The following is a 26921-nucleotide window of genomic DNA, read 5'->3' on the forward strand; positions in this document are numbered from 1 at the left end:
ACAGCACCGATCGCGGCCAGGCCCGTCACGACAGCCGCAGCATCATGGCCGAGGCGAGGTAGTGGCCGTTGAGCACCGCGACGAAGACGGAGGTGTGGACGTCCGGCCGGGGACGGTAGGTGACCAGGTCGGTCTCCGCCGTGTACGTCGCCGTACTGTACGGCGCGACCGTGACGGGCGAGCAGGTCTCGGGCGGCAGCCCGAACCGCTTGCGCAGCGCGAACGCGAACCCGATGCCACCGCGCAACGTCTCGCCGCCACCGTTGCGGATCTGCCTGGCGGGCCGGGCGACGGTGCCGCGCACGGCGTCCACGTCCACCGGCCCGTGCAGCACCACGCTGGGCTCCCCGCTCTCGCTGCTCCACCAGATGTCCCCGCACCTGCGGCACTGCAGCGTCCGTACGGTGAGGCCGTCGTGGACGGCGTGGCGCAGGGTCACCAGCACGGCGGTGTCCCGCAGGCAGCTCGGGCACGTCTCGTCGTGCTGGGCGACCTGGCGGAGCCCGTCGAGGGAGGGGCCGCCGTAGTTCCAGCCGGAGACGTAGATGCTGGCGGCCACCTGGCGGACGGTCCGTACCTGGAAGTCGGCGATCTCGTCCTCCAGCCGCGTGACCTCGCCGGCCAGCCCGGGCGCGACCAGGTCGGCGGACAGGTCGCGCACCCGCTCGCGCAGGCCGGTGATCTCGGCGGCGTCCACGACGGGCTCCAGCCAGGGCAGCCGTTCCAGGCGCGGGAGGATGACGTTGTTGAGCTCGGCCAGCCGGCGTACGACGGCCTCGTCCGCCCGCGGGCCGGGCGTGCTCCTGAGCGCGGCGCGCCCGCTCGGCCACGGCACGACCAGGCCGGGGTCGCCGAGCAGCCCGAACCGGTTGAGGTAGCCGTTGATGGGATGCACCCGATCGGCCAGCCGCTCGACGACGCGGCCCAGCGGCAGCCCGTCGGCCAGCGCCGACTCGAACTCGGCCTGCGCGCTGCGCTGCACGATGTGCACGCCCATGGCGCCGACCACCGCCACGGCCGTCCCCTCCATGAAGCCGAGGGCGAGGGCGATGTGGTTGGGGTAGAGGTTGGCGCCGACGCCGATGGATCCGCAGCTGTGGGTGAAGACGACGGTGGCGTGGACGTCGGCCGCGGGCAGCCGCTGGTCCTCGGTGAGGTCGGCGCGGTGGCAGCCTTCGCCCTTCATGCAGGGCATGTGCCGGTAGTGCGGCTCGAAGGGCGGCAGCGGGCCGTCGATCGGGTCGGAGCGCCCGCAGATGATGCCGTCGGGCAGCCCCACGCAGCACTCCTTGCCCAGGCTGCGCACCACCACGACCTTGAGCCTGCGCTCGCGGAGCACGCCGAGGCCCGCGAACTCGACGGTGTCGGCCGACTCCGAGTCCTCCAGCATGGGGTGGGAGGCGATGAAGACCCGGTCCTCGCCCACCGCGCCGACCGTCAGGCTCCGGTAGACCAGGCAGGCCAGGGACGGCAGGTCGCGGGTGGCCAGCACGCCCACGGTCGCGCCGGTCGCGCCCGGCCAGTCGCCGGCCGCCGTGAGGTCCTCCGCCAGCCCCACCACGGCGACGAGCTCGCCCGCGTACCCGGCCAGCCGCTTCAGCAGGTGCTCGGGCTCCACCTCGTGGTGCTCGCGGCCGGTGGCGGCGGCCAGCATGCGGCCCGCCGGCGCCGCGTCGCCGACGGACACCACCACGCCGGGCCGCCCGGCCCGCTCGGCCTCGGGCAGCCGGCCGCCGGGGAACAGCGACCGGTACCTGTCGAGCGCGGGGCAGGCCAGCAGCGGGAACGGGCGGCCGGGCGCCCACGCGCCGGCCCTGGCCGCGAAGTCGGCGGCGTCCCGGCACAGAACGGTCGTCTCCATCAGCGGGCCTGCCTGTCAGGGAGCGCGCGGACGAGCGCGTCGAGGTTCCCGCTCCCGTCGTGGCGGCGGAGCATCGCGGCCTGGTCGGAGAGCCTGCTGTGGGTGAAGTAGTCGCGCAGCGGAGGTTGTGTCCCGAGCACGGAGCGGACCCTCGCGCGCAGCCTGCCGACCAGGACGGAGTGGCCGCCGATGACGAAGAAGTCGTCGTCGGGCCCCTTCGGGGCGATGCCCGTCAGGTCGGTCCAGACGCCTGCCAGCCAGCTCTCCAGCGGCGCCAGCCCGGTCAGGCCCGCCTCGGCGCGCGGCTCCTCTGCGGGCACGGACAACGCCGCCCTGTCGATCTTGCCGGAGGACGTCAGCGGCAACCGGTCGAGCACCGTCAGCGCGGGCACCATCCACAGCGGCAGCCACTCGGACAGGTACGCGCGCAGCCGCGGCACCAGGTCACCGGCCGCGTCCCGGGCGGGAACGACGTACGCCGCCAGCCTCCTGCCGTCACCCTCGCCCTCGACGAGGACGACGCCGCCGGCCACGTCCGGGTGGGCGGTCACCCGAGCCTCGATCTCGTCCAGCTCGATGCGGTAGCCGCGCAGCTTCACCTGCCTGTCGTGCCGCCCGACGAACTCGAGCACCCCGCCGGGCCCGCGCCGGGCGAGGTCACCCGTCCGGTACATCAGCTCGCCCGGCACGGCGGGATCGGGCACGAAGGCGGCCTCGGTCAGCTCGGGACGGTTGAGGTAACCCCGGGCCACGCAGGGGCCGGCGATGCACAGCTCGCCCGGCTCGCCGTCGGGCACGGGCCGCAGGTCCCGGTCCAGGACGTGGATCCGGGCCTCTCCCAGCGGCAGGCCGATGGGGATCGAGCGGGTGCCGCCGGTCACGGCGGTGATCTCGTGCCAGGTGACGAACGTGGTCGTCTCCGTGGGGCCGTAGGCGTTGAGCAGGTGGCCGGGGCCCGCGGCCAGCACGTCCCGGGCCCTGCGCGGGTCCAGGGCCTCGCCGCCCGTCACCAGCAGGCGCAGCGGGGCGAAGGCCGCCGGGTTCGCGGCCGCGATCTCGTGGAACACCGACGTCGCCAGGAACAACGCGGTGATGCCGTGCCGCCTGATCGCCTCGCCGAACTCGGCGGGGTCGGTGAGCAGGTCCCTGGAGACGATCACGAGGCAGCCGCCGCTGGTGAGCGGCCCGTAGATCTCGAACGTGCTCGCGTCGAAGGCCGGGTTGTTGACCTGGGCCATGCGGTCCGACGGCGACAGGGCCGGGTCGCGCAGGCTGCGCAGGAAATGCGCGACGCTGTCATGGGAGACGAGGACGCCTTTCGGCGTGCCGGTCGTCCCCGAGGTGTAATAAATGATGGCCACCTCGTTCGCACGCTGAACCGGTGGCGGCACAGGCGGCATCGCGGCTATTTCCGCGCGGTCGGCGTCGACCAGCAGCGCCGGTGTCCCGGGAAAGTGCTCGGCGAGCTCTTTCACGGTGATCACGATATCGGCCCGGCTGTCCTCGGCCATGAATTGGTGGCGGGCCTTCGGCTGGGCCGGGTCCATGGACACATATGCGGCGCCGGCCTTGCCCGCGGCGAGGAAGGCGGCGATGCGGTCCACGCCCTGGGGCAGGCAGACCGCGACCGTGCCGCTCGCCGGCAGGCCGCGCGCGACCAGCGCCTGGGCGAGCCGGCCGGCCTCGCGGGACAGGTCACGATAGGTCAGCTCGCGGCCCGCGTCCGGGTGCCGGACCGCAGGCGCGCCGGGCGTCCGGCCGGCCTGCTCCTCGAAAAGACTGGAAATTGTCGGGCTCAATTTCACTCCTGATGGGATGACAAATCGCGGGCGCATGCGCCTGTTTCCTGCCGGGAAAATCTCCGCTCTCGCCGGAACGACCGCCATTCGTTACGATCGCCGGTGTGACTGATCATCACTTTTCTGCGGACCGGGCAGTCGAATCCTCGCCGGAACTCGTCACCGCCGCCGACCCGCGGACGGGCGAGGCGCGCCTGTCGTACCGGCCGGCGGGGGAGCAGGAGGTGGCCGGGACGGTGGCGGCGGCGCGCGAGGCGCAGCCGCGGTGGTCGGCGCGGGTACCCGGCGAGCGGGCCCGCGCCCTGCTGGGCCTGGCCGAGATCATCGAGGCGCGGGCCGGCGACTACGCCGCGGCCGAGCGGGCGGGCACCGGCAAGCCGCACGCGGACGCCGTCGCGGAGGTCGCGCAGAGCGCCGACGTGCTGCGCTTCTACGCGGGAGCAGCGCGCGCCGACCTCGCCCCCGCGGGCGGCAGGCGGCTGCCCGGGCGGGAGAGCTGGGTGCGGTGGGAGCCGCTGGGCGTCGTGGCGGCCGTCGTCCCGTGGAACTATCCGCTGCTCATGGCCATGTGGCGGCTCGCGCCCGCCCTGGCGGCGGGCAACACCGTGGTGCTCAAGCCGGCGGAGACCACGCCCGACAGCGTCACGCTGCTGGCCGGTCACGCGGAGGAGGCCCTGGGCCCCGGCGTCCTGACCGTCGTGCCGGGCGACCGGGAGACCGGCAGGCTGCTGGTACGCGCGGGGGTGGACGCGGTGGCGTTCACCGGCAGCGTGGCCGGCGGGCTCGACGTCGCCGCCGCGGCCGGGCTGCGCAGGGTGAGCCTGGAGCTCGGCGGCAACTGCCCGGCCGTGGTGCTGCCCGGCGCGCCCGCGTACACGTACGCGGAGCTCGCCGCGGCCTGCACGTACAACGCGGGGCAGAGCTGCGCGGCGCCCGCCCGCGTGATCACCCTGCGCGACAACTACAAGGAGACCGTCGAGCGCCTCGCCGAGGCGATGACGGCGCGCGCGGCCGGCACCGGCTTCGGCCCGCTGAACAGCGCCGGCCAGGCCGCCCGGCACGACCGCATCCTCGCGGAGAGCGGCGCGGGCGTGGAGCACGCCGGCCCCGTCACGGCCGGGCCCGGCGAGTCCGGCGGCTACTGGCGGCCCGCCCGCGTGCTGGCGGATCTGGAACCCGGCGCGCCGGCCGTGGTCGAGGAGGTGTTCGGGCCCGTGCTCACCGTGCAGGCCGCCGCGGACCTGGAGGAGGCCGTCCGGCTGGCCAACGGCCTGCCGCAGGCGCTCGCGGCCAGCGTCTGGGGTGCCGAGGTGGGGCCGGTGCTCGACCTCGCGGGCGCGTTGAACGCGGGTGAGGTGTGGGTGAACTGCCATCTGGAGCAGACCGCCGAGCTGCCGCACGGCGGGCGCGGGAGCTCCGGGCACGGCACCGACCTGAGCGTGCTGGCGCTCGCCGAGTACCAGCGGCCCAAGACGGTCACCGTACGGCTCCAGTAGCGCTGCGGGGCTCATGCGGGTGCCTCGTCCCGCTGGAACGGGCGCCTGCCCAGCCGCTCCGTCACCCGCGCCGCCAGGTGCACGCCGAACAGGTGGTACAGGAACGGCGAGAGCTCCTCGCGCACCCGGCCCGCCACCGGGAACGTCGCGTGCGCCGCCGCCTCCGTGTCACCGTCGTCCGCCACGACGACGACGTGCCTGCCGAGCTCGCGGGCCCGCGCGGCGATCGCCCAGGCGTGCGCGTGCGAGCGGCCGGGCGGGGCGAGCACGTACACGGGCATGTCGCGCGGGCGGGCCCACCGCTCGACGTGCGCCCACTCCTCCAGGTCCTGCCCCACGGCGAGCAGCCCGGCCGACTCCACCAGCTTGGCCGCCGCGAACATGGCCGTGCCGTGACTCGGCCCGCTGCCCAGCACGACGGCGGACGCGTGCCCGGCCAGCCACCCGGCCTCCTCATGGGCCCGCGCCCCGGTGGCGCGGTGCGTCGCGGCCACCGCGCCGGCGAGCGGGCCGAACTCGGCGTGCAGCGCCTCCGCCCCGCCCAGCCTCATCGCGATCAGCGTCAGCCCGAGCAGGCTCGCCTGGTACGTCCGCACCCCCGGCGACGGCTCCAGCCCGGGAAGGTCCACGAGCAGCACCCGCTCGGCCATCTCCGTCACCGGCGAGCCGGCGGTACCGGTCACGACCAGGGTGAGCGCGCCCTCGGCCGCGGCCCGTTCCAGCGCGGTCAGCACGGCGGGCGTGCGCCCCGACGCGGTCGCCGCCACCACCAGCGTCCGCCCACCGCCCGGCCGGTTCGCCCAGGGCGAGTCGTAGGCGGAGAACCGGAAGGCGCTCGACGCCCTGCAGGCCACGCCGCCGATCGAGGCGAAGGCCGGTTCGGCCGCGCACGAGGCGTGGTGTGAGTCGCCGTCGCCCACCAGGTGGACGCGCTCGATCGTGCCGCGCTCCGCCTCGCCCAGCAGCCCGGCCACCCGCCGCGCGAACGTCCCGGTCAGCTCGCGCAGGTCGTCGGCGAGCCGCTCGGCCTGCCGGATGAGGACCTCGGGGTTCACGAGATCCCCCTGACGATCTCGACGTACCGCCTGACCAGGTCCACGTCGATGCTGCCGCCCCAGCCGCCGCGCTCCAGGCAGCCGCCCACGAACGCCCCGTCGGCCCGGGCCAGCAGCCTGGCCGCGTTGGCGTGGTCGGTGTGCCCGGCCAGGATGACCTGCACGCCGGGGACGGCCTCACGGACCGAGGCGATCAGCTCCGTGGTCCTGCGCTCGTCGGCGTGACCCAGCACCACCGCGTCGGCGCCCACCTTCACGGCCGCCCTGGCCACCTCGGCCGTCGGCTTGCCGCCGCCGTACCAGGTGAAGTGGCTGGAGTCGACGTCGGCGAGCACCCGGACGCCCCGCGCCCCGATGCGGCGGCGATACTCCATGACGCCCATCGGGTCCGCCGTGACCAGGCCGTGCTCGGTGAGCGTCGCGCCGACCAGCGCGCCCGCCCTGATGAAGGAGGCGCCGGTGACCGTGGCGACGGCGAGCGAGGCCCTGAGCGCGTTGCGCATGAGCTGGACGCCGACCTGGAAGCCGGGGCCCGTGGCCTGGACGATCGCGTTCACGACGAGGGTCATGGCGGCGGTCCTGGCCGCGTCCGACTCGTCGTCCACCCGGTAGACGCGCTCGACCGTCTGCACCAGGCAGCCGTCCGCGCCGCCGTCGGACAGCGCGCGGGCGGACTCGACCGCGACGTCGAGCGTGCGCGGGAAGCTGCCTTCCTCGTAGTACGGGGTGCCGGGCAGCGGCTGGAGGTGCACCATGCCGAAGATCAGCTTCGCCATGGCGTCACCTGGGCGAGGTCAGCGTGAAGGCGGACTTCAGCCGGCCGAGCGCGGCCCGCAGGTCCTGCTCGCGGCGCGAGCTGGTGATGCGGACGACGCCTCCGGAGAAGCAGAAGGTGAGGATGCCGGGGAAGACCGACACCCCGCTGCCGTGCAGCAGGTCGCGGAAGCAGAGGTAGGAGTCGTCCCAGCCGGTGAACTCGACCATGGTGTTGATGGAGTAGTGCGGCTCCAGCACCCGCGCGGGGGTCTGCGCCAGCTCGCCGCTCGCCTGGTCGCGCAGGGCCTTCAGGCCCGCCTCGCGCCGCAGCCGCTCCGACCGGTAGGAGCGGTAGGCCGCGATGAGCGGGCCGAGCCGCATGCCGTAGGCCGGCTCGAACTCGCCGACCTCGGCCGCGGTGGGCGTGACCAAGCCGGTCAGCAGCCAGCGCTCCATCCTGGCCAGCACCTCGACGATCGTGTAGAAGAACGAGGGCGGCCCGCCGAAGGTGGTGGAGGCGTACTCGTAGTAGTCGGCCACGAACCGCTCGTCCGCCACCAGCCAGCCCACCTTCAGGCCAGGAGCCGACCAGGTCTTCGACAGGCTGGAGACGCGGACGACGTTCGGCGCGGCCCGGACGCCGGAGCACGGCCGCTCAGGGCCGAGCCATTCGTGGCACTCGTCCAGCACGATCATGGTGGACGGCGAGGCGGCCCTGATGAGCCGGACCAGGTCCGCCTCCACGACGGCGGCGCCGGTCGGGTTGCCCACCGTCTGGAGCAGCACCATCGGGGTGTCCGGGGTCAGCGCGTCGATGAGCGGCTGCAGCGAGGTGCGCCCGTCCAGCGAGGGCAGCGGCACGAGCCGCACCTGCGACCGGCGTGCCACGGTCTCGACGAGCGGCGGGTAGTTGGGGATCGCGCACAGCGCGGGCGAGCCGGTGGGCGAGGCGCCGTGCAGGACGAAGTCCGCCAGCGAGCTGACCGCGAAGGTGCCGCCCATGGTGATCGCCACGTTCCCCGCGTGGTAGGCGGGGGCCTCCATGCGGGCGTTCTCGTACTCGGCCACGGCCTCGCGCACCGGCAGGCGGCCGCGGGAGTCGGAGTAGCCGTACCAGTCCATGTCGAGGGCGAAGCGGATGCAGTCCTTCAACGTCTGCGGCAGGCCCCACGCCTGCTCGTCGATGGACCCGCCGGACAGGATGTGCGTGGCCTGCGGGCGCAGCTCGCCGTAGAGGTCGTCGCGGAAGTACCAGTTGAACAGCTCCTTGACGAAGCGGACCGTGGCCCTGGAGCCGAGCACGTCCGCGGGCCCGACCGTACGCAGCACGGCGGCCGAACGCCACCGCTCCGCCTGCGCCACCCGGTGCGCCCCTGGGCTCCGGGCGGCGGCGCCGAGCTCGCACTCCACCCGCCCGAGCCACAGGTCGCGCAGCTCCAGCGGGTCCTCCGGGTTGCGCGCGCGGGCGTAGACGTCGAGCATCCGGTCGTCAACGGCGGGCACGAAACCGTCGGCGAAGCCGTCCCGGCCGGCGAAGGAGGCAGGCGGACCGGGCACCTCGGGAAGGCGGGCCGGGCGTACGGATTCGAATAACCGCATGACGTGTCCTTCGGGCTCGGCGATCACATGATGCGCAGCCGCTTGAGATGGCGCGGGGCGGCGGAGGCCGCGGCCGCCGGTGGGCTCGCGGTACGGCCGTGGAAGAAGAAGGTGTTGTCGATGACGACGATCATGCCTCGGGCCCAGTGGACGCCCGTGGCGGACGTGCCGTACATCGCGGCCAGCAGGCCGAGCACGGCCTGGTTGACGCCGCCCGCGTCCTGCCCGAGGTGGGTCCACTGGAGGGGCTGGGACTGGAAGTCGCGGAAGGAGAAGACCGGCCGGCCGTCCACCGTACGCAGGAGGCTGGGCCCCTCGGCACTGTGGCGGTATCGGGTCTGGCGCAGCGTCGCCGCCGCCTCCGGCCCGATCCGGCGCTGCACGTCGGCCATGGGCACCAGGACCGTCTGGGAGGCCGTCGGATCGTTTCCGGGGGTGACGCACATCAGGACGATGTACCGCGGTTGTTCCGCGGCCTTCCTGCCGCTGCTCTCCGTGTGCAGCGACAGCGAATTCGTCGCGAATGGCTGCAAGGAGACGTCCGCGGTGGTGGCGTGCTCGCGGCGGAGGTTGAGAATGACCTCCTCCTCGACGTAGGGCAGGACGGCCGGATCCTTTTCCGGCATCGCCTCACCGAGCAGCGCGCCGAAGGCCAGAAACTGCCGCGCGGTCAATGGCTCGTCCAGTCGCACGACGGCGCAGCCGGTCGAGGCCAGGCAATTCAATGCGTCGTGGACCGGGCCGGCCAGAAATCCGGCGGCTGTCGCGTGAATGGCCGGTGCCGCGGGCGGCGGAAGAATGGCGCCGCTGTCGAGCAGGTTCCGCCTGGACGCCACATGCCGGTCGGTCGAATTCTCTGTGAATGCACCATGATGCATATGTCACACTCCCCGTGAACCCGACTGCATGCTATCCGGGCGGGCCTTCCTCAATTTCTTCTGTTGTGCGCTTTCACCCGGAGTTCGGGCACGACCCGGGTGGCGAAAAGCTCGATCGTCTGCCAGTCGAGCGGCGGGCGGCAGCCGAGCAGGAAATCCCGCACGCCCGCCTCGGCGTACGGGAGGAGGTCGGCGACGCACTGCTCGGGCGTGCCGAAGGTGAGGTATTCGGCCAGGTCGGGGGAGCCGGGCGGGAGCAGGGCGAGCCGTTCGGCGCGGCGCCGCCCGGCGTCCTCGGGGGTCGGCGCGAGCACGGCTCTGAACGTGATCGACTGGCGGATCTCCCCCGGCCGGCGGCCCTCTTCCGCGCAGTGGCTCGCCAGCAGGCCCGCCTTGCGGCGGTAGCTCTCCAGGTCGCCGGCCAGGGTGTTCCAGACGTCGGCGTGCCTGGCCACGATGCGCAGCGTGCGCCGCTCACCGCCGCCTCCGATCACCAGCGGCAGGCGGCGCTGGAGCGGCCGCGGGCTCAGGTGGGCGCCGGTCAGCCGGTAGTGCTCGCCGTGGAAGGTGACCCGCTCGCCGTCCCACAGCCTGCGCAGGATCTGGCAGTACTCCTCCAGCATGTCCAGGCGGGTGCCGGCGTCGGGGAAGGGCAGGCCGTACTGCTCGTAGCCGAGGTCGGGCCCGGCCGCGCCGACGCCGAACTCCAGCCGGCCCGAGGAGACGTGGTCGATGGTGGCGGCGAGGGTTGCGGCCAGCGCGGGGTGGCGCCAGGTGACCGCGGAGACCAGGATGGCGCAGCGCACCCTGCTCGTCCTGGCGGCGAGCGCGGCCAGCAGCGCGGGGCCGTCGAAGCACGGGCCGCCGGGCCCGCCGAGCGGCGGACGATAGTGGTCGAACAACGACACCCAGTCGAATCCTAATTGTTCCGCCCGCTGCCAGAGGTCGAGACATTCTTCGAAAGTGCTGTACTGCTGGCCCGAGTGAACGCCGAATCTGAGCATGACTCCCCCATTGTGGTCGCTTGCGATGCGCGGGTGGGAATGGTCCAATGTGTCACACGAAAGTCTGCCGGGCCACATTCCGACCGGAGGTCCACGTGAAAATAGTCCGCACGCCGGTCGGCCGGACCAGCGGGCGTGAGCCGGCCGACGTGCACGCGTACACGCTCGACCCGGGAAATGGCTTCTCCGTCACCGTGTGGACTTATGGCGCCACGCTGGTCGAGGTCCTTGTCCCGGACGCGGCGGGCCGGGTGGACAATGTGGTGGTCCGGTTGCCCGATCTGGATTCCTATGAGGACCGCCGGCGCAACGCCTATGTCGGCGCCACGGTCGGGCGCTATTGCCGCTGCGTTTCCGGCGGCCGTTTCCCGCTCGACGGCGTCGTGCACGAGCTGGACCGCAACGAGGGCGCGCACCACGTGCACGGCGGCACGCTGGGTTTCGACCGCCAGGTCTGGGAGGCCGACGCGGAGACCCGCGGCGACCGGCTCGTCCTGCGGCTGACGCTGGAGAGCCCCGACGGCGACCAGGGATATCCCGGCGACGTCACGGCCGAGGCGCGCTACGAGCTCGGCCCCGGCGGGCGGCTGGCCTTCGAGTTCGGCGCGGTCACCACGGCGCCCACCATCGTCGGCCTCACCAACCACGCCTTCTGGAACCTGTCCGGCGGCTCCGAGCCGATCGACGGCCACCGGCTGGCGCTCAACGCGCGCCGCACCGTGGCGTTCGACGACGAGCTCATCCCGCTGCCCGGCCCGCCGCGTGACGTCACCGGCACCGCGCTCGACTACACGCTGAACCACACTGGGCCCCGGCTGCTGGCCGGGGCCAGGCTGGACAACTTCTTCGTGCTCGACGACCCTGCCTGGGCCGCCGAGCTGTCCCACGAGGCCAGCGGCCGGATCATGCGGGTGACCACCGACCAGCCCGGCCTCGGCGTCTACTCGGCCGACCACTACCACAGGCCCAGGGCCGGGCTCTGCCTGGAGGCCGGTGCCTGGCCCGACGCGCCCAACAGGCCCGACTTCCCCTCGGCCCGCCTCGACCCCGGGCAGAGCTACCTGCACCGGACCGTCCACGAGTTCCGCACCGCCGGAAGCCGACAGAGCACGATGGCGGTTGTTGGCCGCTGAATGCGCCGACTAGCATGCGGCTCATGTCACTAACGGGGAATTCTCCCATTCAACTGGGAGGAAATCAGGTCCGTTTCGATCCCGACACCCACATTCGCAATGTCTTCACCGGCCCGGAAAGTCTGCTCTACGACTCCGACGGTGTCGTACTGAAAGGAATCCGCGGAACGGCCGGCGCGGCCGAGCTGATCGAGCGCGGAATGGAAGTCGGCGCCGACCGCATCACCATGGAATGTGGCGCCGAATTCGAGCTCCACACGCACCCGGGCGCGCATATCCTCTACGTGCTCAGTTCCCGTGGCTACATCCACGTGGACGGCATCGACTACGAGATGGTCGCCGGTGACACCGTTTACGTGCCGGCCGACTACGCGCACGGGGTGAAGACCAACCACGCGGTACGCGAGCCGCTCGAACTGCTCTCGTTCGGCGTGCCGCACATGCCCCTCGACTCCACGAGACGCATGACGGTCGTGAAGCAGGCCGTGGCGGCGGACCGGGCATGACCCGGACCGGCGGCGCGGACTGGGCGTGGGAGGACGGCCAGGAAGCCGCCGAGCTGCACGAGCTGCTCGTCCTGTGCGACGCCTACCAGGCCGAGCGGTCGGGGACGGCCGCTCCGGCCAGGCGCGTCGAGACGACCAGGGCCCTGGTGTCGCGCGGGCTCGTGCACGTGCTCAGGCACGGCGGGAGGGCGGTCGCGTCGTTCACCCTCAGCGGGTCGCCCCCTTCCGGCCTGGACCCGGACGCCTTTCCCGCCGCCCGCGACCCCGTCTATCTGAGCAGGCTGGCGGTCCTGCCCGAGCTGCTGGCCGAGGGCTCGTTCGCGGGCGTGCGCTGCGTCAGGAAGGCGATCAGGCTGGCCACCGACGCGGGAGCCGACGTGCTGCGCGCGGAGGCGAACCCCGACCTCGCCGGCACCAGGACCATGCTGCTGGGGCTCGGCTTCGAGCAGCAGGGCCCGGTACACGCCGACGAGACCGGCAGGCGCTACGTCCACCTCCAGAGGTTCCTACGGCAGTGAGGGACGACTTCGATGAAGACCTATGTGGCGCCGGACCTGGTGGCCGAGCTCGCCGCCGCGGGCCGGGCCGTCGTGCTCTTCGGCGCGGGTGACATCGGCGTGCTCGCGCACGAGGCGCTGACCCGGCTCGGCGTGCGCGTCACCTGCTTCGCCGACGGCCGGCAGAGCAAGCAGGGGCAGACCCTGCGCGGCCTGGACATCTGGGCACCCGAACGGCTGGCCGAGCTCCCCGCCGACTCCCACATCTTCCTCTGCGGGAACTACCTCACCACCATGACCGCGCGGCTGCGCGCGATGGGCTTCAGCGAGATTCACGACTGCGTGGCACTCCTCGACGGTTTCGATTTCCGCGGTTCCGACACGGGCATGGACCTCGTGCTGATCGAGCGCAAGATCGCGCTGCACAAGTGGGAGTGCATGAAGGCCGGCGAATCAGCCGAAGAACCGCTCGTCCTGAAATACCTCGACGTCGTGGTGACCGAGGCGTGCTCGATGAAATGCCAGGACTGCTCGAACCTGATGCAGTACTACACCAAGCCCCGGCACAGCGACCTCGACCTGCTGGACAGCGCGGTGGACCGCATCGTGGCGGCCATCGACGGCATCTACGAGTTCCGGGTGCTGGGCGGCGAGCCGTTCGTCAATCCCCGCGTGCATCGGGTGATCAGGAAGCTGACCGGCTACGAGCAGGTGCAGAAGGTGGTGATCTACACCAACGCCACCATCGTTCCGCGGGGCGACAATCTCGACTGCCTGCGCCACGAGAAGGTGGTCGTGGAGATCACCAACTACGGCGCCCATTCCAGGAAACATGACGAGCTGGTCGCGACGCTCCGGGAGAACGGCGTCACCCACCTGTCGAAGATCCCGGTCTGGACCGACTCCGGGCGCATCAGGTTCGTCGAGCGCAGTGACGCCGAGCTCGACGACATGTTCCGCAACTGCTGCGTCAACGACGTGCTGACCCTGCTCAACGGGAAGCTCTACCGGTGCCCGTTCTCCGCCAACGGCACCAACCTGGGCGCCATCCCGGACGACCCCGCCGACGTGGTGGACCTGACGTCGGACACGTCGGGGGCCGCGCTGCGGGCCGGCATCCGGCGCCTGTACGGCAGGACGACGCACCTCAGAGCGTGCGGCTACTGCAACGGCCGCGACTACCGCACGCCCAGGATCGAGCCCGCCATCCAGATCCGCAAACCGCTTCCCCTCGTATGAGCCCGCCGGCTCCGGGCGGCGTCAGGGTCGCGGTCTTCCCGATCGACGCGATCGGCCACGTCAACCCGCTCCTGCCGATCGTGCAGGCGCTGGCCGCGCATCCCGAGGTGGCGGAGGTGCGCAGCTTCGGAGCGGCCCGGCTCGCCCGGGCGTTCACCGCCGCGGGCGCGTGCCACGTGCCCGTCGAGGACCCGGCCGCTCCGCCACCGCCGCCACCGGGAGTGTCGGAGCTGGCGTACAGGAGCTTCGTCCTGCCGCTCGCGATCACCGAGCGGATGACGGCGCACGCCGCCGGGTTCCGCCCCGACGTCGTGCTGTACGACGTGTTCTGCGTGCACGGGCTGGTCGCCGCCCGCGCCCTCGGCCTGCCGTCGGCCTCGCTGGTCACCTTCCCCGGGTACGGCGCGCTCGGCGAGCACTTCGCGATCCAGCACGGCGCCGCGTACGACCGGCTCGCCCCGGCCGGGGAGCGCTACCGGGAGCTGTACGGGCTGGACCTGCTGGGCGAGGATTTCCTGCCCGTGCTCTTCCCGTCGCCGGACCTGTCGATCGTGACGGCGGTCGAGTCGTTGTCCCGGGAGGTGGACGCGGTGACGATGCCGCGGTTGCACGCCGCGCTGTCCCGCTACGACGGCACCTGCGCGTTCGTGGGGCCGTCGGTGGGGGACGTCAGGTTCGGCTTCGAGCCGCATGACCGCCTCGGCCGGGGCTTCCCGTACGAGCGCCTGGACGCGGCGCGGCGGGCGGGCCGCTCGATCGTGCTGTTCTCCCTCGGCACCGTGCTGACCGGCTTCAGGTCCGGTTCGCCGGTCGGCGGGGCGCCGACCGGGCGCGCGTACCTCGCGGCCCTGCTCGGCCACCTGGTCCGCGTGCTCGGCGACCGCGACGACGTGCTCGTCGTGGTCGCGACGGATGCGCCGCCGCCCGCCGGCGAGCCCCGGTGGCCGGAGAACTTCGTGGTGCGGGCCTTCCTCCCGCAACGGGAGCTCCTGCACGGGTACGCCGATGCGTTCATCACCCACCACGGCATGAACTCCACCACCGAGAGCATCCTCGCGGGTGTCCCGATGGTCTCGGTGCCCGGCGTCGGCGACCAGCTTCCGAACGCGGAGATCGCCATCTCGGGCGGCGCCGCGGTGGCGCTCTGGGACCTCCACGACGTGTTCGCCACGCTGACCGCCGACCGGCTGGCCCTGGCCGTGCGGCAGGTGCTGGACGACCCGTCGTACCGGGAGGCGTGCCTGGCCCTCAGGGACAGGATGACCGCGGCGGGCGGCGCACGGCGCGCGGCCGGGTTGACAGTGGCACTGGCGAGCCGATCATTCGCGAGCCGGTCGCTCGGGAGCCGGTCATGAGGAGGCGAGCAGGTGGGCGAGCTCGGGCCGGCGGATCTTGCCCGTCGCGGTCCTGGGGATCGCGTCGAGGCGGACGACGCGGTTGGGAACCACACTCTGGGCGAAGGCGGCGAGCAGGTGCGGACGCACGTTGACCGTCTCGGGCGCGCCCTCCGCGTGGACGACCGCGGCGACGATCTCCTCCCCGAGGAAGCGGTGCGGGACCGCCACGCAGGCCGCGTCCCGCACGTACGGCACCCCCCGCAGGACCTTCTCCATCTCCTCCAGCGAGACGGACTCGCCGCCCACCTTGGCGATGTTCTTCAGCCGCCCGGTGACGAAGAAGAAGGCCCGGCCCGAGGAGTCGCGCAGCTCGAAGCCGAGGTCCTGCGAGTGGAACCAGCCCTCCTCGAACGCCTCCCGCGTCGCCGCCGGGTTGCGCGCGTAGCCGTTCATGACGTTGTGGCCGCGCATGCAGAGCTCTCCCGTCTCGCCGGGGGCGGCCCGCTCGCCGTCCCTGGTCAGCACGGCCACCTCGTTGCCGTGCACCGCGACCCCGATCGACGGGACGTCGGCCCCGGTCACGAAGCGCTCGACGTCCTCCTCCGGCAGGCCGGGCGGCATGGTGGTGGAGAAGTTGGTGGTCTCGGTGAGCCCGTACCCCTGCAGGACGCGGGCGCCGAGCCGTTCGCGGACGGCGCGGGCGGTCGCGGCGGGCAACGGGGCGGCGGCGGAGACGAAGTAATCGAACTCGGCGGGCAGCGAGGGGCGCCGCCACGTGGTCGTCAGCGTCTCCAGGATGCTCGGCACCACGCTGGCGATCCGCGGGCGGTACCGCTCGATGAGGCGCGGGTAGGCGAACGGGTCGAACCCGCCGGCCAGGACGACGTGCGCGCCCGCCATGAACGTGGCCATCAGCGAGAAGTGCACCCCGTTGACATGGTGGATCGGCAGGCAGCCCAGCAGCCGGTCGCCCGCGACCAGCCCGTGGTGGCGGCGGACCGCCTCGGCGTTGGACACCACGTTGCGATGCGACTGGGCGACCAGCTTCGAGGCGGCGGTGGAGCCGGACGTGCCGAAGTAGAACACGTCGTCGCCAGGGGACGCGACGGGCGCCACGAGTGGCCCGGCGTCGGGCAGGTCGTACGGCTCGGGGATCGGGATCGCCCCGGCGAAGGTGCCCTCGGGCACGGCGGCGGACCTCAGGACGGCCGTCACGCCCAGCGCCTCCGTCTGCCGGCGCAGCCGCGACTCGGGGTCCGCCGGGCTGAGGAACAGCACGCGGTATCCCGCGCGTACCGCGGCGAAAATCGCCACCACCGAGGTCAGCTCGTTCCGCGGAATGAGCCCGACGGTTTCGCAGGCGCCGAGCTCGCCTTTCAGCCAGTACGCGAGCCGGCGGCTGCAGGTGTCGAGCCGCCGATAGGAAAGCGTCATTCTCTCGCCCGCCACGGCCGGGTCACCGGTGATGTACGGCGCGTCGGGACGGACTCGGAGATGCTCGTCGAAAAACTCGGCGAAGCTGGTGCGCGCAGGTGGAGCGGACGGATGACGATGCACTTCTGCTGGGATGTCGTCCACGGCTCATTATACCTTTTCAACGCAGGCCGGGAAGTAATGGATCGATCGAGGGTAGCATTGTGGACGAGCTTTATGAAATAGTCGCGGGCCTCGTCAAGAAGTGCCTGGGAATGGACGCCGAAGAGCTCGACCCGGACGCCGACCTGAGCGTCTCCGGGCTCACGTCCCTGCGTATGGTGGAATTGATGACGGAGCTCGAGGAACGCCTTTCCATCGAATTCCCGGACGAAATGATCGAGCCCGGCACGTTCCGTACCGCGCGGTCCCTGACCGATTCGGTGCGGAGCCTGGTCCCCTGAGCGGTCGCGGCCCGGCACGCGGGCGGGCCGCGATGGGCCTAGCATTTCGCGGGTGACCAGCTACGACGATCATGACGCGTTCGAGTACGTGGACTTCTCGGCCCTGCCGCAGCGCCAGCAGCGGATCCTGGCCACGATCCGGGACTGGGTCGCCAGGTACGGGTACCCGCCGAGCACCCGCGAACTCGGGCGCGCCGTCGGGCTGAGATCGTCCTCGTCGGTGTCGAAGCACCTCAGGAGCCTGGAGGAGCGGGGGCTGCTGCGCCGGAGCACCGCCGTGACCAGGCCGATCGACGTGCGCCCGTTCCTGCGGGCCGCGGCGTCCGAGCCGGCCGGCGACCTGGTGAGCGTGCCCGTGGTCGGCGACATCGCCGCCGGCACGCCGATCCTCGCGGACGAGCACCTGGACGAGGCGCTGACCCTGCCCCGCGACCTCACCGGGCGGGGCACCGTGTTCGGCCTCCGGGTGCGCGGCGACTCGATGATCGACGCCGCCATCTGCGACGGCGACCTCGTCGTGGTCCGGCAGCAGCCCGAGGCGCACTCCGGCCAGATCGTCGCCGCGATGATCGACGGGGAGGCGACCGTGAAGGTGTACCGGCGGCGCGGCGGGCACGTCCTCCTCGAACCGCGCAACCCCGCCTACGACGTCATCGACGGCGACGAGGCCGTGGTGCTGGGCATCGTGGTCTCGGTCCTGCGCAGCGTCTGAGGAAGGGGAACCAGACACGAGCGACCGTGGCGGACGTGCCGCTGGGAAAGGTGACCGCGGCGGCCCGGCCCTTCCAGGCCGGACCCGGGTCGAGGATCAGGTCACGGGGGCGGGGAGCAGGCGTGACTCATGGCCAGGAGGTGCGGAACGTGGTCAGGACGGCGGCGTGGTCGGAGCTCCACTCGTTGCCGCGATGGTTCGGCACCGCGGCCGGCGTGCCCTCGACCAGGGCCTGCGACCCGGTCACGCGCAGCGGGCCCGCGTAGTAGACGAAGTCGATCCGGTCCTGCGGCTCCGGCTCGCCCTTGTGCGAGTCGTGGCCGTAGCCGCCGGTGAACACCGGGTAGACCGGCGACCAGGTGAGGCCCGGCGCCGTCACCGGGTCCGGGTGCGCCACCCGGTAGGAGTCCCGCAGCCCCGCCTTCGCCGGCAGCACCGAGGCCGGCCACGGGACGGAGGTGTAGCCGCAGCGGTTCGCGGCCGGGGTCCAGTCCAGGTGGGACGGGGCGTTGAAGTCGCCCGTCAGCAGCACCGGCGTGCGCCGCGCCGCGTCCAGGTCCGGCCTCATCGCCTCCAGCACGGCCTCGATCTGCGGCGTGCGCCCGGAGCGCGCCTCGTTGGCCAGCAGCTCCTCCTGCGTCATCCTGCCGAAGCAGGCGTCGTACGGTCCGTACGGGGTGTAGCCGAGGTGCACGTTCCACACCACGACCTCCTGGCGCTCGCCGATCCGCACCCGCACCTTCGTCGCCACCGACAGCGGCCCGCCGGCCACCGGCTCCCTGCGCTCGGTGATCGGGTACCTGCTGATCACGCCCAGGTCGGTGCCCGCCTGGTGGTACTCCCAGCCCAGCGCCTCGGCCAGCTCGCGGGTGGAGACGGCCGAGGTCTCCTGCAGCCCCACGACGTCCACGCCGGACTCGAGCAGGAAGCGCAGCTGCTTCTCCCGCCCGCCGTCCACCTGGCTGCCGCCGTGCCACAGGTTGAAGCTCATCGCCCTGAGCTCGGGCACCAGGCTCTGGCCCGGCCGGCGGACCTCGATGCCGATCGTCGCGGTGCCGGTCTGGCCGCGCGCGTTGCGGGCCTCGACGCGCAGGGGCTCCCGGCGCAGCGAGTCGAGCACCCGCGGCGTCCCGGTCACCTCGCCCTCGGCCGACACCCTGGCCCACTTCGGCCCGCTCACCTTGCGGAAGGTGAGCCCTTCCGTGTCCCCGCGTACCAGGCCGTTCACCTTCGCCCGGTACGGCGCGAGCGCGCGGGCGTTACGCAGGCCGAAGGCGTCGGTGATGAAGTGCAGCGGCTCGTCGCTCATGATCCGTATCTTCACCGGTGCGGCCAGCCACCGGTAGCCGTCCTGGGCCAGCGCGAAGACGATGTAGTCGCCCGGCTCCAGCCCGTCGGTCGGCAGCGTGGCCTCGCCGCTGCCTTCGGTGATGTAGACCCACCGCGTCGACGGGCCGACGTACTGCTCCTCCACCGGGCCGTTGCCGGGGTCGGTGTAGAGGCCGAGCCAGTTGGCCGGGTGAGGATCCGGGGTGGTGTAGGTCAGCCTGATCGGCTCGCCGCGGAGCACGGCCGGCGAGGCGACGGCCAGCGTTCCCTCCGCAGTGGAGGAGGACGCCCGTGCGGGGACCGTACCGACGAGGAGGAGGAGAGCCGCCACGACGAGCGGCGATAACCAGCGTTTGCACACGTGCTCGAACACATCGTGCAGCCTGCGGCAGGACGGTGACGCTCATGTGTACGCGCCGTGGCAGCCCGCCGGCGGCCAGGGGAAGCCCTGGGCCGGGGGTCGCGGAACGGCCACGCGGCGTGGCGGCCGTCCCCTATGATGCTGGCCTTGATCAGGTAGCGGCCCAGAGGAGACGAGCGCGTCGCGTGTTGCCCGATGAGTGATCCTGAGCTGCGGTTCTCGGTGCTGGGCCCGGTGCGCGCGTGGCGCGGCGGCGTCGAGGTGGACGCCGGCTCGCCGCAGCAGCGGCTGGTGCTGGCGGTGCTGCTGGTGGCCGGTGGCAGGGTGGTGAGCCAGGACCAGCTGCTCGACGCGGTCTGGGGTGAGTCCCGGCCGCGCAGCGCCGTCGGCACCCTGCGCACGTACGTGTCCCGGCTGCGGGCCGCGCTCGGCGCCGAGGTGATCGCCTCGACCGGCAGCGGGTACGCCCTCACCGCCGGCACCAGCGACCTCGCCGAGCTGGACGAGCTGGCACGGCAGGGACGGCACAGGGAGGCGCTGGCGCTCTGGCAGGGCGAGTCGCTGGCCGGGCTGGACGGCGGGTACGCGCACGCGCAGCGCGCCCGGCTGGCGGAGCGGCGGCTCACGCTGCTGGAGCGCAGGCTGAGCGAGGACGTCGAGGCGGGCAGGCACGCGGAGGTCGTCACCGAGCTGACCACGCTCTGCGCGGAGCACCCGGTCAGGGAGCGGCTGGCCTGTCTGCTGATGCTGGCGCTGTACCGCTCGGGCAGGCAGGCCGAGGCGATCGGCGTGTTCACCGACCTGAGGAAGCTGCTGGCCGAGGAGCTGGGCGTCGACCCGTCACCGGAGCCGGCGGAGCTGTACCAGCGGATCATCACCGCCGATCCCGGGCTCTGCGCGGAGCCGGGGGAGAGGGCCAGGGCCGCGACGCCGGTGCCGCGCCAGCTCCCCGCGGACATGACGGACTTCACCGGCAGGCAGCCGGACATCGACCAGGTGACGCGGGCCCTGACCGAGGCGAACGGCTCGGCGCTGGTCATCTCGGCCGTGGCGGGCGCGGGCGGCATGGGCAAGACCACCCTGGCCGTGCACGTGGCGCACCGGCTGGCCGCCCGCTACCCCGACGGCCAGCTCTTCGTGGACCTCCAGGGCGCGGGGCCGCGGCCGCCGGCGGCTCGGGACGTGCTGGGCGGGTTCCTGCGGGCGCTCGGCGTGGACCTGGCGGAGGTCTCCGAGGACCTGGAGGAGCGCGCCGCGCTCTACCGTTCGCTGCTGGCGGAGCGGCGGGTGCTGGTGCTGCTGGACAACGCGGCGAGCGCGGCGCAGGTGCGGCCGCTGCTGCCGGGCGCCGCCGGGTGCGCGGTGCTGGTGACCAGCCGGGCGCGGCTGGCCGGGCTCTCCGGCGCGCGGCACCTGGGGCTGGCGGCGATGCGGCCGGACGAGGCGCTGGCGCTGCTGGCCAAGGTGGTGGGCGAGGAGCGGGTGGCCGCCGAGCGGGAGGCGGCGCAGGAGCTGATGCGGGCGTGCGGGTACCTGCCGCTGGCGATCAGGATCGTGGCCTCCCGGCTGGCGGCGCGTCCCGGCTGGAGCCTGGCCAGGATGCGCGACCGGATGGCCGACGAGCGCCGCCGCCTGTCCGAGTTGCGCGTGGACGACCTGGCCGTCGAGGCGACGTTCGCCCTGGGGTACGACCAGCTCGACGAGGCGCACGCGGCGGCGTTCAGGCTGCTGGCGGTGCCGAACGCGGCCGACCTGCCGCTCCCGGCCGCGGCGGCCGTGCTGGGCGTCGCGGAGGAGGAGGCGGAGGAGCTGTGCGAGGCGCTGGTGAACGTGCACCTGATGGAGTCGCCCGCGCCCGGCCGCTACCGCCACCACGACCTGCTCAAGCTCTACGCCCGCGCCCGGCTGGACGGGCAGGAGGAGAGCCGGCGGGCCGCGCTCGACCGGCTGCTCGGCCACTACCTGGCGGCCATGGCGTGGATCGTGGACGTGATGTACCCCGGCGACCCGGCGCTCGGCTTCGGCACGACGACCGGCGCGCGGCCGTCGTTCGCGGATCTCGACGCCGCGATCGCGTGGGGGCAGGCCGAGGAGGAGGGCATGCTCGGCTGCCTGCGCCAGATCGCCGGGACGCCGGGCGCGGCGCTGCGGGACGCGGTGTCGCTGCTCGACATGATGAGCCTGGTCTTCGACTTCGAGTCGAGCCCCACCGGCTACGAGCAGGTGGCGGAGCGGCTGGTCACGGCCGCGGCGGAGCGTGGCGACCGGATCGCCGAGGCGCACGCCCGCCGCAAGCGCGGCGAGATCCTCTACGCCCGCAGGGCCGCCGGGGCGGCGGCCGAGGAGGCCAGGGCCGTGCGCGAGTGCGCCGAGGCCCGCCCGGCCGACCACGCCTCCGCGGTCAACCTGCTCGCCATGCTCGCGCACGACAGGCGGGCCCACGACGAGGCGATCGCGCTGTACATCGAGGCGATCGAGATCTGGCGTGCCCTCGGCCACCGCTCGGAGGAGGCCATCTGCAGGGGCAACCTGGCGATGGTGCTGGCCGAGGCCGGCCGGGGCGAGGAAGGGGTGGAGGTCGCGGAGCTGGCCGTCGGCGTCACCCGCGAGCTGGGCGGCGGCAGGCCCAACCCGCAGATCCTCTACCAGCTCGCCGTCGCGCTGGGCGCCGCCGGGCGGCCTGAGGAGGCGCTCGCGGGCTTCGGCGGGAGCCGTGCGGAGTTCCGCCGGCTCGGGCAGTACACCTGGGAGGGCCTGACCCTGCGCCGGATGGCCGAGACCTACCTCGCCATGGGCCGCCCCGACCGGGCCGTGGACCACGCCGAGGAGGCGCTGGCCATGCTGCGGGAGGCGGACCAGGGCTGGATGGGCGCCAAGGCGCTCGCCGTGCTCGGCCGGGCGCTGACCGCGCTCGGCCGGCGCGGCAGGGCCAGGGCCTGCCTGACCCGGGCACTCGCGATCATGGAGGAGAAGGGACTGCCCGACGCGGACGACGTGCGTGCCCTGCTGTCCCGGCTGGACCCGCCGGTCTACTGCTCGGCGAGCGAGCCGCAGGTGTAACCCTTCTCGCGCTCCGGGTCGAGCTGGATCGAGGCCAGGTTCGTCGTCTCCATGGGGCGGCGGAAGGTCTCGTACTTGTCGCAGTCGTAGAAGACGTAGGTGCCGTCGCTCTCGCCGAGCAGCATCATCCACCGGCCGTCGTAGAGCGGCTTGTCGTCCTCGGCGTTGTGGATGATCGCCCACTGGTCCTGGAAGCCGACGTAGCCGAGCAGCTCGTTGGCCTGGCCGGTCTCCTGGACCTCCAGCGCGCCCTGCACCATCGCCAGGATCAGCAGGAAGCCCAGCCCGACCCCGGTGAGGGCGCCGAGCAGCACCTTCGTCGCGGCGCGGCCGACCGGCTTGCGGCGCAGCAGCCGGAACGGCACCAGGAACGTCAGCACGCCGAGTCCCACGGCGACGATCACCATGACGAACAGGTCGAGGTCGCCGAAGAGGGTGAACAGCCCCCAGTACGTCGCGCCGCACCACAACGCGGCGAGCAGCGCGGCCGCCCACGGCCGCCGCCGGACGGCCTCGATCATCCGGCCGAACGTGCCCCTGGTCAGCTTGTCGGCCACCCAGAACAGGCCGACGACGAGACCGAGCGTGGGGATGAGGACGAGCAGCATCAGGATCAGCGTGCCCATGAGCCGTCCCAGCAGGACGGACTGGTCGATGCCCGCCTGCTGGGGGCTGATGCCGAAGACGTCGTACATCGCCTCGACACCGAGGTAGAGCACCGCATAGAGCGTCACGCCGATGGGCACGATGACGGATCCGATGCGTTCTAGGAGGTAGAGGACGCCGCCGTTACCCTCTTCCGCGGAGGGGGCGTCGCTCGCGGGGAGCGTATCTGAAGCGGCGCGTTCTACCGCGAACTGGTCAGTGGACATGGCGCACGATGATAGGGCACGCATGTCGACAGATCGTTGACGGATGCTTAACGCTCCGGTGATCCGATGTGTGGGATCGGTGCTGCTCCACCGAGTCTCCATCCAGAAACATCGGATGGGAAGTCTTGTTACGCTCGGGTTTCGATGCTATCTCCTAGGATCAAGGCTCCTGTGATCGGAGGATTTCGTGCCGCACCCCCCACGACGACGCATCAGCAGTGCCTTGGTCGCCGTCTTCACTCTCGCCGCCGGCCTGTCCGTCCCGCTGAGCGCATCCGCCGGCACTGCTCAGACACCCGATGACTTGACCCTCTGGTACGACAGGCCCGCCACCGACTGGGAGACCCAGGCCCTGCCCATCGGCAACGGCCCCCTGGGCGCGATGGTCTTCGGAGGGGTGGCGTCCGAGCAGCTCCAGTTCAACGAGAAGACGTTATGGACCGGCGGGCCCGGCGTCTCCGGCTACGACTTCGGCAACTGGAAGACCCCGCGGCCGGGCGCCATCGCCGAGGTCCAGCAGCAGATCGACCGTGACGGCAGGATGACGCCCGAGGCCGTGGCCGCCAAGCTGGGCCAGCCCAAGACCGGCTTCGGGGCGTACCAGACGTTCGGCGACCTGTTCCTCGACTTCGGCCACGCGAACCCCACCGACTACCGGCGCGAGCTGGGCCTGCGCGAGGCCGTCGCCCGGGTCGGCTACACCGCCGGCGGCGTGCGCTACTCCCGCGAGTTCTTCGCCAGCAATCCCGGCAACGTGATCGTCGGCCGGCTCTCGGCCGACCAGGGCGGCAAGGTGTCGTTCACGCTGCGGCACACCTCGCCGCGCGACGACAAGACCGTCACGGCCGCCGACGGCAGGCTCACCATCCGCGGCGCCCTGCGGGACAACGGCATGACGTTCGAGGCGCAGGTCCAGGTGATCAGCGAGGGCGGCACCCGCACCGACGACGGGGACAGGATCACCGTCAGCGGGGCCGACAGCGCGGTCATCGTGCTCTCGGCCGGCACCGACTACGCCGGCACCTACCCCGCCTACCGGGGCGAGGACCCGCACGCCAAGGTCACCGCCGCGGTGGACGCGGCCGCCGCCACGAGCTACGACGACCTCAGGCGCGCGCACGTCGCCGACTACCGCGAGCTGTTCGACCGGGTGAAGCTGGACCTCGGCGGCACGGCACCGGCGATCCCCACCGACCGGTTGCGCAGGAACTACACCGGTGGCGCCTCGGCCGGCGACCGCGCGCTGGAGGCGCTGTTCTTCGCGTACGGCCGCTACCTGCTGATCTCCTCCTCCCGCGAGAACGACCTGCTCCCGGCCAACCTCCAGGGCGTGTGGAACAACGTCACCAACCCGCCCTGGTCGGCCGACTACCACGTCAACATCAACCTGCAGATGAACTACTGGCTCGCCGAGCAGACCAACCTGCACCAGACCACGGAACCGTACGACCGCTACATCACCTCGATGGTGGCGCCGGGCCGCAAGACCGCGCAGGACCTGTTCGGCGCGCGCGGCTGGGTGGTCAACAACGAGACGAACCCGTTCGGGTTCACCGGCCTGCACGACTGGGCGACCGCGTTCTGGTTCCCCGAGGCGGCGGCCTGGACCACCCAGCACCTGTACGACACCTACCGCTTCACCGGCGACCTCGGCTACCTGCGCGAGACCGCGTACCCGGTGATCAAGGGCGCGGCGGAGTTCTGGCTGGACTTCCTGCACACCGACCCGCGTGACGGCAGGCTGGTCGTCTCGCCGAGCTACTCGCCCGAGCACGGCGACTTCTCGGCGGGCGCGTCGATGTCGCAGCAGATCGTCCGCGAGGTGTTCACCAACGCCCTGGCGGCGGCCAAGAAGCTGAAGGTGGACGAGGACTTCCAGGCCGAGGTGGGCGCGGCCCTGGCCAGGCTCGACCCGGGCCTGCGCGTCGGCTCCTGGGGCCAGCTCCAGGAGTGGAAGAGCGACTGGGACTCCAAGACCGACACCCACCGGCACGTCTCCCACCTGTACGCCCTGCACCCGGGCAACCAGATCCTGCCCGGCACCCCGGAGGCGGAGGCCGCCAAGGTCTCGCTGACCGCGCGCGGTGACGGCGGCACCGGCTGGTCCAAGGCCTGGAAGATCAACTTCTGGGCGCGGCTGCTGGACGGCGACCACGCGCACAAGATGCTCGCCGAGCAGCTCAAGGGCTCCACGCTGGACAACCTGTGGGACACCCACCCGCCGTTCCAGATCGACGGCAACTTCGGCGCCACCTCCGGCATCGCCGAGATGTTGCTGCAGAGCCAGCACGACGTGGTGCACGTGCTGCCCGCGCTGCCCAGCGCGTGGCGGGACGGCTCGGTCACCGGGCTGCGCGCCCGCGGCGACGTCACCGTGGACGCCGCCTGGAAGGACGGCGCCGCCGACACGATCACCGTCCGGCCGGGCAGGACCGGGACGATCAAGGTCAGGTCGCCGTTCATCGCCGGGCGCTACCGCGTCTTCGACGAGCAGGGGCACGAGGTCGGCCCGCGCCGCGACGGCGACACGCTGAGCTGGAACGCCCGCGCCGGCAAGGCGTACACGATCCAGAACGAGGCCGCCGTGACCCTGGCCGCGCCCGCCACCGCCACGCCGGGTACGCCGTTCGAGGCGAAGGTCGCCGTCACCGCCACCCGCCGCAGGTCGGTGCCCGCCTCCGACGTGACGCTCACCGTGCCGCAGGGCTGGATCGCCGAGCCGGCGACCCGGCACCTCGCGGGGGTCGCGCCCGGGCAGTCGCGCACGGCCACCTTCACCGTCACGCCCGGACCGTCCGACGGCACGCGGCGGGCCGTGCTGGCCGCCTCGGTGACCGGTGACTCCTGGAAGGGCGCGGCCACCGCCGTGCTCGCCCTGGAACCCTGCGCGCCGGCCCCCGCCGGATCGGTCCTGGTCGCCTGGGACCCGAAGGAGGGCGGCACGGTCACCGACACCTCGGGCAACGGCCGCCACGCCACCGTCACGGGGACCGCCTCCTACGACCAGGGCGCCCCGACGGGCAGCGGGCTGACGCTCGACGGCAACACGTACCTGACCACCGCGAACACCACGCTCGGCGTGGTACGGGAGGCCACGTTCGCCGCCGAGGTGAAGGTCGCGGGCAGCGGCTACCGGCGGCTGTTCGACTCCCAGCCGTCCGGCGACCCGGGCACCGACGGCGTGCTCATCGACGTCACCCCGGCGAACAAGGTGCGCTTCATCGGCGCCGGCGCGAACGTCACCCTGGACGCCACCCTGCCCGCCGGCCGCTGGCTCGACCTCGTGGTCACCCTCGACCGCACCGGCGCGCTCGCCCTCTACGTGGACGGCGAACGCGCGGCGACCGGCCAGGTGACCGCCGACGGCATCACCGGCTGCACCGCCAGGCCGCTGCGCTTCGGCGCCGACCAGGGCGGCGGCCAGCGCCTGACCGGCGGCGTGGACCGCGCCGCCATCCTGGCCAGGACGCTGACCGCCGACGAGGTGAAGACCTGGAAGGAGCTGGCCTTCTGACGCTGTGACGCCGGGCGGGGCGCTCCACCCTGCCCG

General features: G+C 72.7%; 20 protein-coding genes. 10 read left to right on the forward strand and 10 right to left on the reverse strand.

What is annotated here, in order from left to right; genetic code table 11:
• Window positions 1-25: 25 nt before the first annotated feature.
• Window positions 26-1861 carry a hypothetical protein gene (locus tag HD593_RS10650; RefSeq protein WP_185102013.1) on the reverse strand — a complete coding sequence of 612 codons (1836 nt, stop codon included), beginning with the start codon at window positions 1859-1861 and terminating at the stop codon, window positions 26-28.
• Entirely contained in the window at window positions 1861-3660 is a 1800-nt protein-coding gene (locus tag HD593_RS10655) for a non-ribosomal peptide synthetase (protein WP_185102014.1), read from the reverse strand. Before HD593_RS10655 ends, HD593_RS10650 begins: the two co-directional genes overlap by 1 nt.
• A gap of 104 nt (window positions 3661-3764) precedes the next feature.
• On the opposite strand from HD593_RS10655, the gene HD593_RS10660 reads away from it, so the two are divergent.
• Window positions 3765-5156, forward strand: coding sequence for an aldehyde dehydrogenase family protein (locus HD593_RS10660; protein ID WP_185102015.1), 1392 nt, complete (start codon window positions 3765-3767; stop codon window positions 5154-5156).
• An 11-nt stretch (window positions 5157-5167) separates the two neighbouring features.
• Here HD593_RS10660 and HD593_RS10665 read toward each other — a convergent pair whose 3' ends face one another.
• The 5 genes from HD593_RS10665 to HD593_RS10685 are packed head-to-tail and all read right to left on the reverse strand — an operon-like array spanning window position 5168 to window position 10526.
• On the reverse strand, window positions 5168-6211 hold the full coding sequence (locus tag HD593_RS10665; protein WP_185102016.1) for an SIS domain-containing protein: 1044 nt from the start codon (window positions 6209-6211) through the stop codon (window positions 5168-5170).
• Window positions 6208-6987 carry a BtpA/SgcQ family protein gene (locus tag HD593_RS10670; protein ID WP_185102017.1) on the reverse strand — a complete coding sequence of 260 codons (780 nt, stop codon included), beginning with the start codon at window positions 6985-6987 and terminating at the stop codon, window positions 6208-6210. The genes HD593_RS10665 and HD593_RS10670 overlap by 4 nt, the downstream gene beginning before the upstream one ends.
• 4 nt (window positions 6988-6991) lie before the next feature.
• On the reverse strand, window positions 6992-8566 hold the full coding sequence (locus HD593_RS10675; RefSeq protein WP_221524716.1) for a pyridoxal phosphate-dependent aminotransferase: 1575 nt from the start codon (window positions 8564-8566) through the stop codon (window positions 6992-6994).
• 23 nt (window positions 8567-8589) lie between these two features.
• Window positions 8590-9444 carry a TauD/TfdA family dioxygenase gene (locus tag HD593_RS10680; protein ID WP_281402450.1) on the reverse strand — a complete coding sequence of 285 codons (855 nt, stop codon included), beginning with the start codon at window positions 9442-9444 and terminating at the stop codon, window positions 8590-8592.
• Between the two features lie 50 nt (window positions 9445-9494).
• The gene (locus HD593_RS10685; RefSeq protein WP_312903421.1) at window positions 9495-10526 is read right to left on the reverse strand and encodes an LLM class flavin-dependent oxidoreductase; all 1032 of its coding nucleotides are present in this window, start codon (window positions 10524-10526) and stop codon (window positions 9495-9497) included.
• Between the two features lie 17 nt (window positions 10527-10543).
• Here HD593_RS10685 and HD593_RS10690 point away from each other — a divergent pair, with 17 nt between their 5' ends.
• Genes HD593_RS10690 through HD593_RS10710 form a run of 5 tightly spaced genes read left to right on the forward strand, consistent with a single transcriptional unit; the run spans window position 10544 to window position 15178 of the window.
• Window positions 10544-11581, forward strand: coding sequence for an aldose epimerase family protein (locus tag HD593_RS10690; protein ID WP_185102020.1), 1038 nt, complete (start codon window positions 10544-10546; stop codon window positions 11579-11581).
• A 23-nt stretch (window positions 11582-11604) separates the two neighbouring features.
• Complete coding sequence (locus tag HD593_RS10695) at window positions 11605-12087, forward strand: cupin domain-containing protein (protein WP_185102021.1); 483 nt, start codon at window positions 11605-11607, stop codon at window positions 12085-12087.
• The gene (locus tag HD593_RS10700) at window positions 12084-12605 is read left to right on the forward strand and encodes a hypothetical protein (RefSeq protein WP_221524717.1); all 522 of its coding nucleotides are present in this window, start codon (window positions 12084-12086) and stop codon (window positions 12603-12605) included. The genes HD593_RS10695 and HD593_RS10700 overlap by 4 nt, the downstream gene beginning before the upstream one ends.
• Before the next feature lie 12 nt (window positions 12606-12617).
• The gene (locus HD593_RS10705) at window positions 12618-13823 is read left to right on the forward strand and encodes a radical SAM family protein (protein WP_185102022.1); all 1206 of its coding nucleotides are present in this window, start codon (window positions 12618-12620) and stop codon (window positions 13821-13823) included.
• Window positions 13820-15178: a nucleotide disphospho-sugar-binding domain-containing protein gene (locus tag HD593_RS10710; protein ID WP_185102023.1), complete on the forward strand. Its 1359-nt coding sequence runs from the start codon at window positions 13820-13822 to the stop codon at window positions 15176-15178. Before HD593_RS10705 ends, HD593_RS10710 begins: the two co-directional genes overlap by 4 nt.
• Here the strand turns inward: HD593_RS10710 and HD593_RS10715 are convergent.
• Window positions 15173-16738 carry a class I adenylate-forming enzyme family protein gene (locus HD593_RS10715; protein ID WP_221524718.1) on the reverse strand — a complete coding sequence of 522 codons (1566 nt, stop codon included), beginning with the start codon at window positions 16736-16738 and terminating at the stop codon, window positions 15173-15175. The two genes, HD593_RS10710 and HD593_RS10715, sit on opposite strands and share 6 nt — an antisense overlap.
• 59 nt (window positions 16739-16797) lie before the next feature.
• On the opposite strand from HD593_RS10715, the gene HD593_RS63305 reads away from it, so the two are divergent.
• Together HD593_RS63305 and lexA are read left to right on the forward strand one after the other, a co-directional pair.
• On the forward strand, window positions 16798-17037 hold the full coding sequence (locus tag HD593_RS63305) for a phosphopantetheine-binding protein (RefSeq protein WP_185102024.1): 240 nt from the start codon (window positions 16798-16800) through the stop codon (window positions 17035-17037).
• Between the two features lie 43 nt (window positions 17038-17080).
• A complete protein-coding gene (lexA, locus tag HD593_RS10725) occupies window positions 17081-17749 on the forward strand; it encodes a transcriptional repressor LexA (RefSeq protein WP_434094589.1) in 669 nt (222 codons plus the stop codon).
• A gap of 127 nt (window positions 17750-17876) precedes the next feature.
• On the opposite strand, the gene HD593_RS64275 is transcribed toward lexA, so the two are convergent.
• Window positions 17877-19451, reverse strand: coding sequence for an endonuclease/exonuclease/phosphatase family protein (locus tag HD593_RS64275; RefSeq protein WP_312903422.1), 1575 nt, complete (start codon window positions 19449-19451; stop codon window positions 17877-17879).
• Between the two features lie 183 nt (window positions 19452-19634).
• On the opposite strand from HD593_RS64275, the gene HD593_RS10735 reads away from it, so the two are divergent.
• Window positions 19635-22499 (forward strand): AfsR/SARP family transcriptional regulator, encoded by a 2865-nt coding sequence (locus HD593_RS10735; RefSeq protein WP_185102026.1) that lies wholly within the window; start codon window positions 19635-19637, stop codon window positions 22497-22499.
• Here HD593_RS10735 and HD593_RS10740 read toward each other — a convergent pair.
• Window positions 22469-23371 carry a hypothetical protein gene (locus HD593_RS10740; protein WP_185102027.1) on the reverse strand — a complete coding sequence of 301 codons (903 nt, stop codon included), beginning with the start codon at window positions 23369-23371 and terminating at the stop codon, window positions 22469-22471. The genes HD593_RS10735 and HD593_RS10740 overlap by 31 nt on opposite strands.
• 304 nt (window positions 23372-23675) lie before the next feature.
• Between HD593_RS10740 and HD593_RS10745 the strand changes: the two genes are divergently transcribed.
• Window positions 23676-26885 (forward strand): glycosyl hydrolase family 95 catalytic domain-containing protein, encoded by a 3210-nt coding sequence (locus HD593_RS10745; protein WP_185102028.1) that lies wholly within the window; start codon window positions 23676-23678, stop codon window positions 26883-26885.
• Window positions 26886-26921: the final 36 nt, after the last annotated feature.

This window comes from Nonomuraea rubra (genome assembly GCF_014207985.1).
Lineage (GTDB): Bacteria > Actinomycetota > Actinomycetes > Streptosporangiales > Streptosporangiaceae > Nonomuraea > Nonomuraea rubra.

Coding starts and splice junctions, on each gene's coding strand:
- HD593_RS10650 (WP_185102013.1), bottom strand. CDS start 1,861: ATGGAGACGACCGTTCTGTGCCGGGACGCCGCCGACTTCGCGGCCAGG.
- HD593_RS10670 (WP_185102017.1), bottom strand. CDS start 6,987: ATGGCGAAGCTGATCTTCGGCATGGTGCACCTCCAGCCGCTGCCCGGC.
- HD593_RS10675 (WP_221524716.1), bottom strand. CDS start 8,566: ATGCGGTTATTCGAATCCGTACGCCCGGCCCGCCTTCCCGAGGTGCCC.
- HD593_RS10680 (WP_281402450.1), bottom strand. CDS start 9,444: ATGCATCATGGTGCATTCACAGAGAATTCGACCGACCGGCATGTGGCG.
- HD593_RS10685 (WP_312903421.1), bottom strand. CDS start 10,526: ATGTGGCCCGGCAGACTTTCGTGTGACACATTGGACCATTCCCACCCG.
- HD593_RS10695 (WP_185102021.1), top strand. CDS start 11,605: ATGTCACTAACGGGGAATTCTCCCATTCAACTGGGAGGAAATCAGGTC.
- HD593_RS10700 (WP_221524717.1), top strand. CDS start 12,084: ATGACCCGGACCGGCGGCGCGGACTGGGCGTGGGAGGACGGCCAGGAA.
- HD593_RS10705 (WP_185102022.1), top strand. CDS start 12,618: ATGAAGACCTATGTGGCGCCGGACCTGGTGGCCGAGCTCGCCGCCGCG.
- HD593_RS10710 (WP_185102023.1), top strand. CDS start 13,820: ATGAGCCCGCCGGCTCCGGGCGGCGTCAGGGTCGCGGTCTTCCCGATC.
- HD593_RS10735 (WP_185102026.1), top strand. CDS start 19,635: ATGAGTGATCCTGAGCTGCGGTTCTCGGTGCTGGGCCCGGTGCGCGCG.
- HD593_RS10740 (WP_185102027.1), bottom strand. CDS start 23,371: ATGTCCACTGACCAGTTCGCGGTAGAACGCGCCGCTTCAGATACGCTC.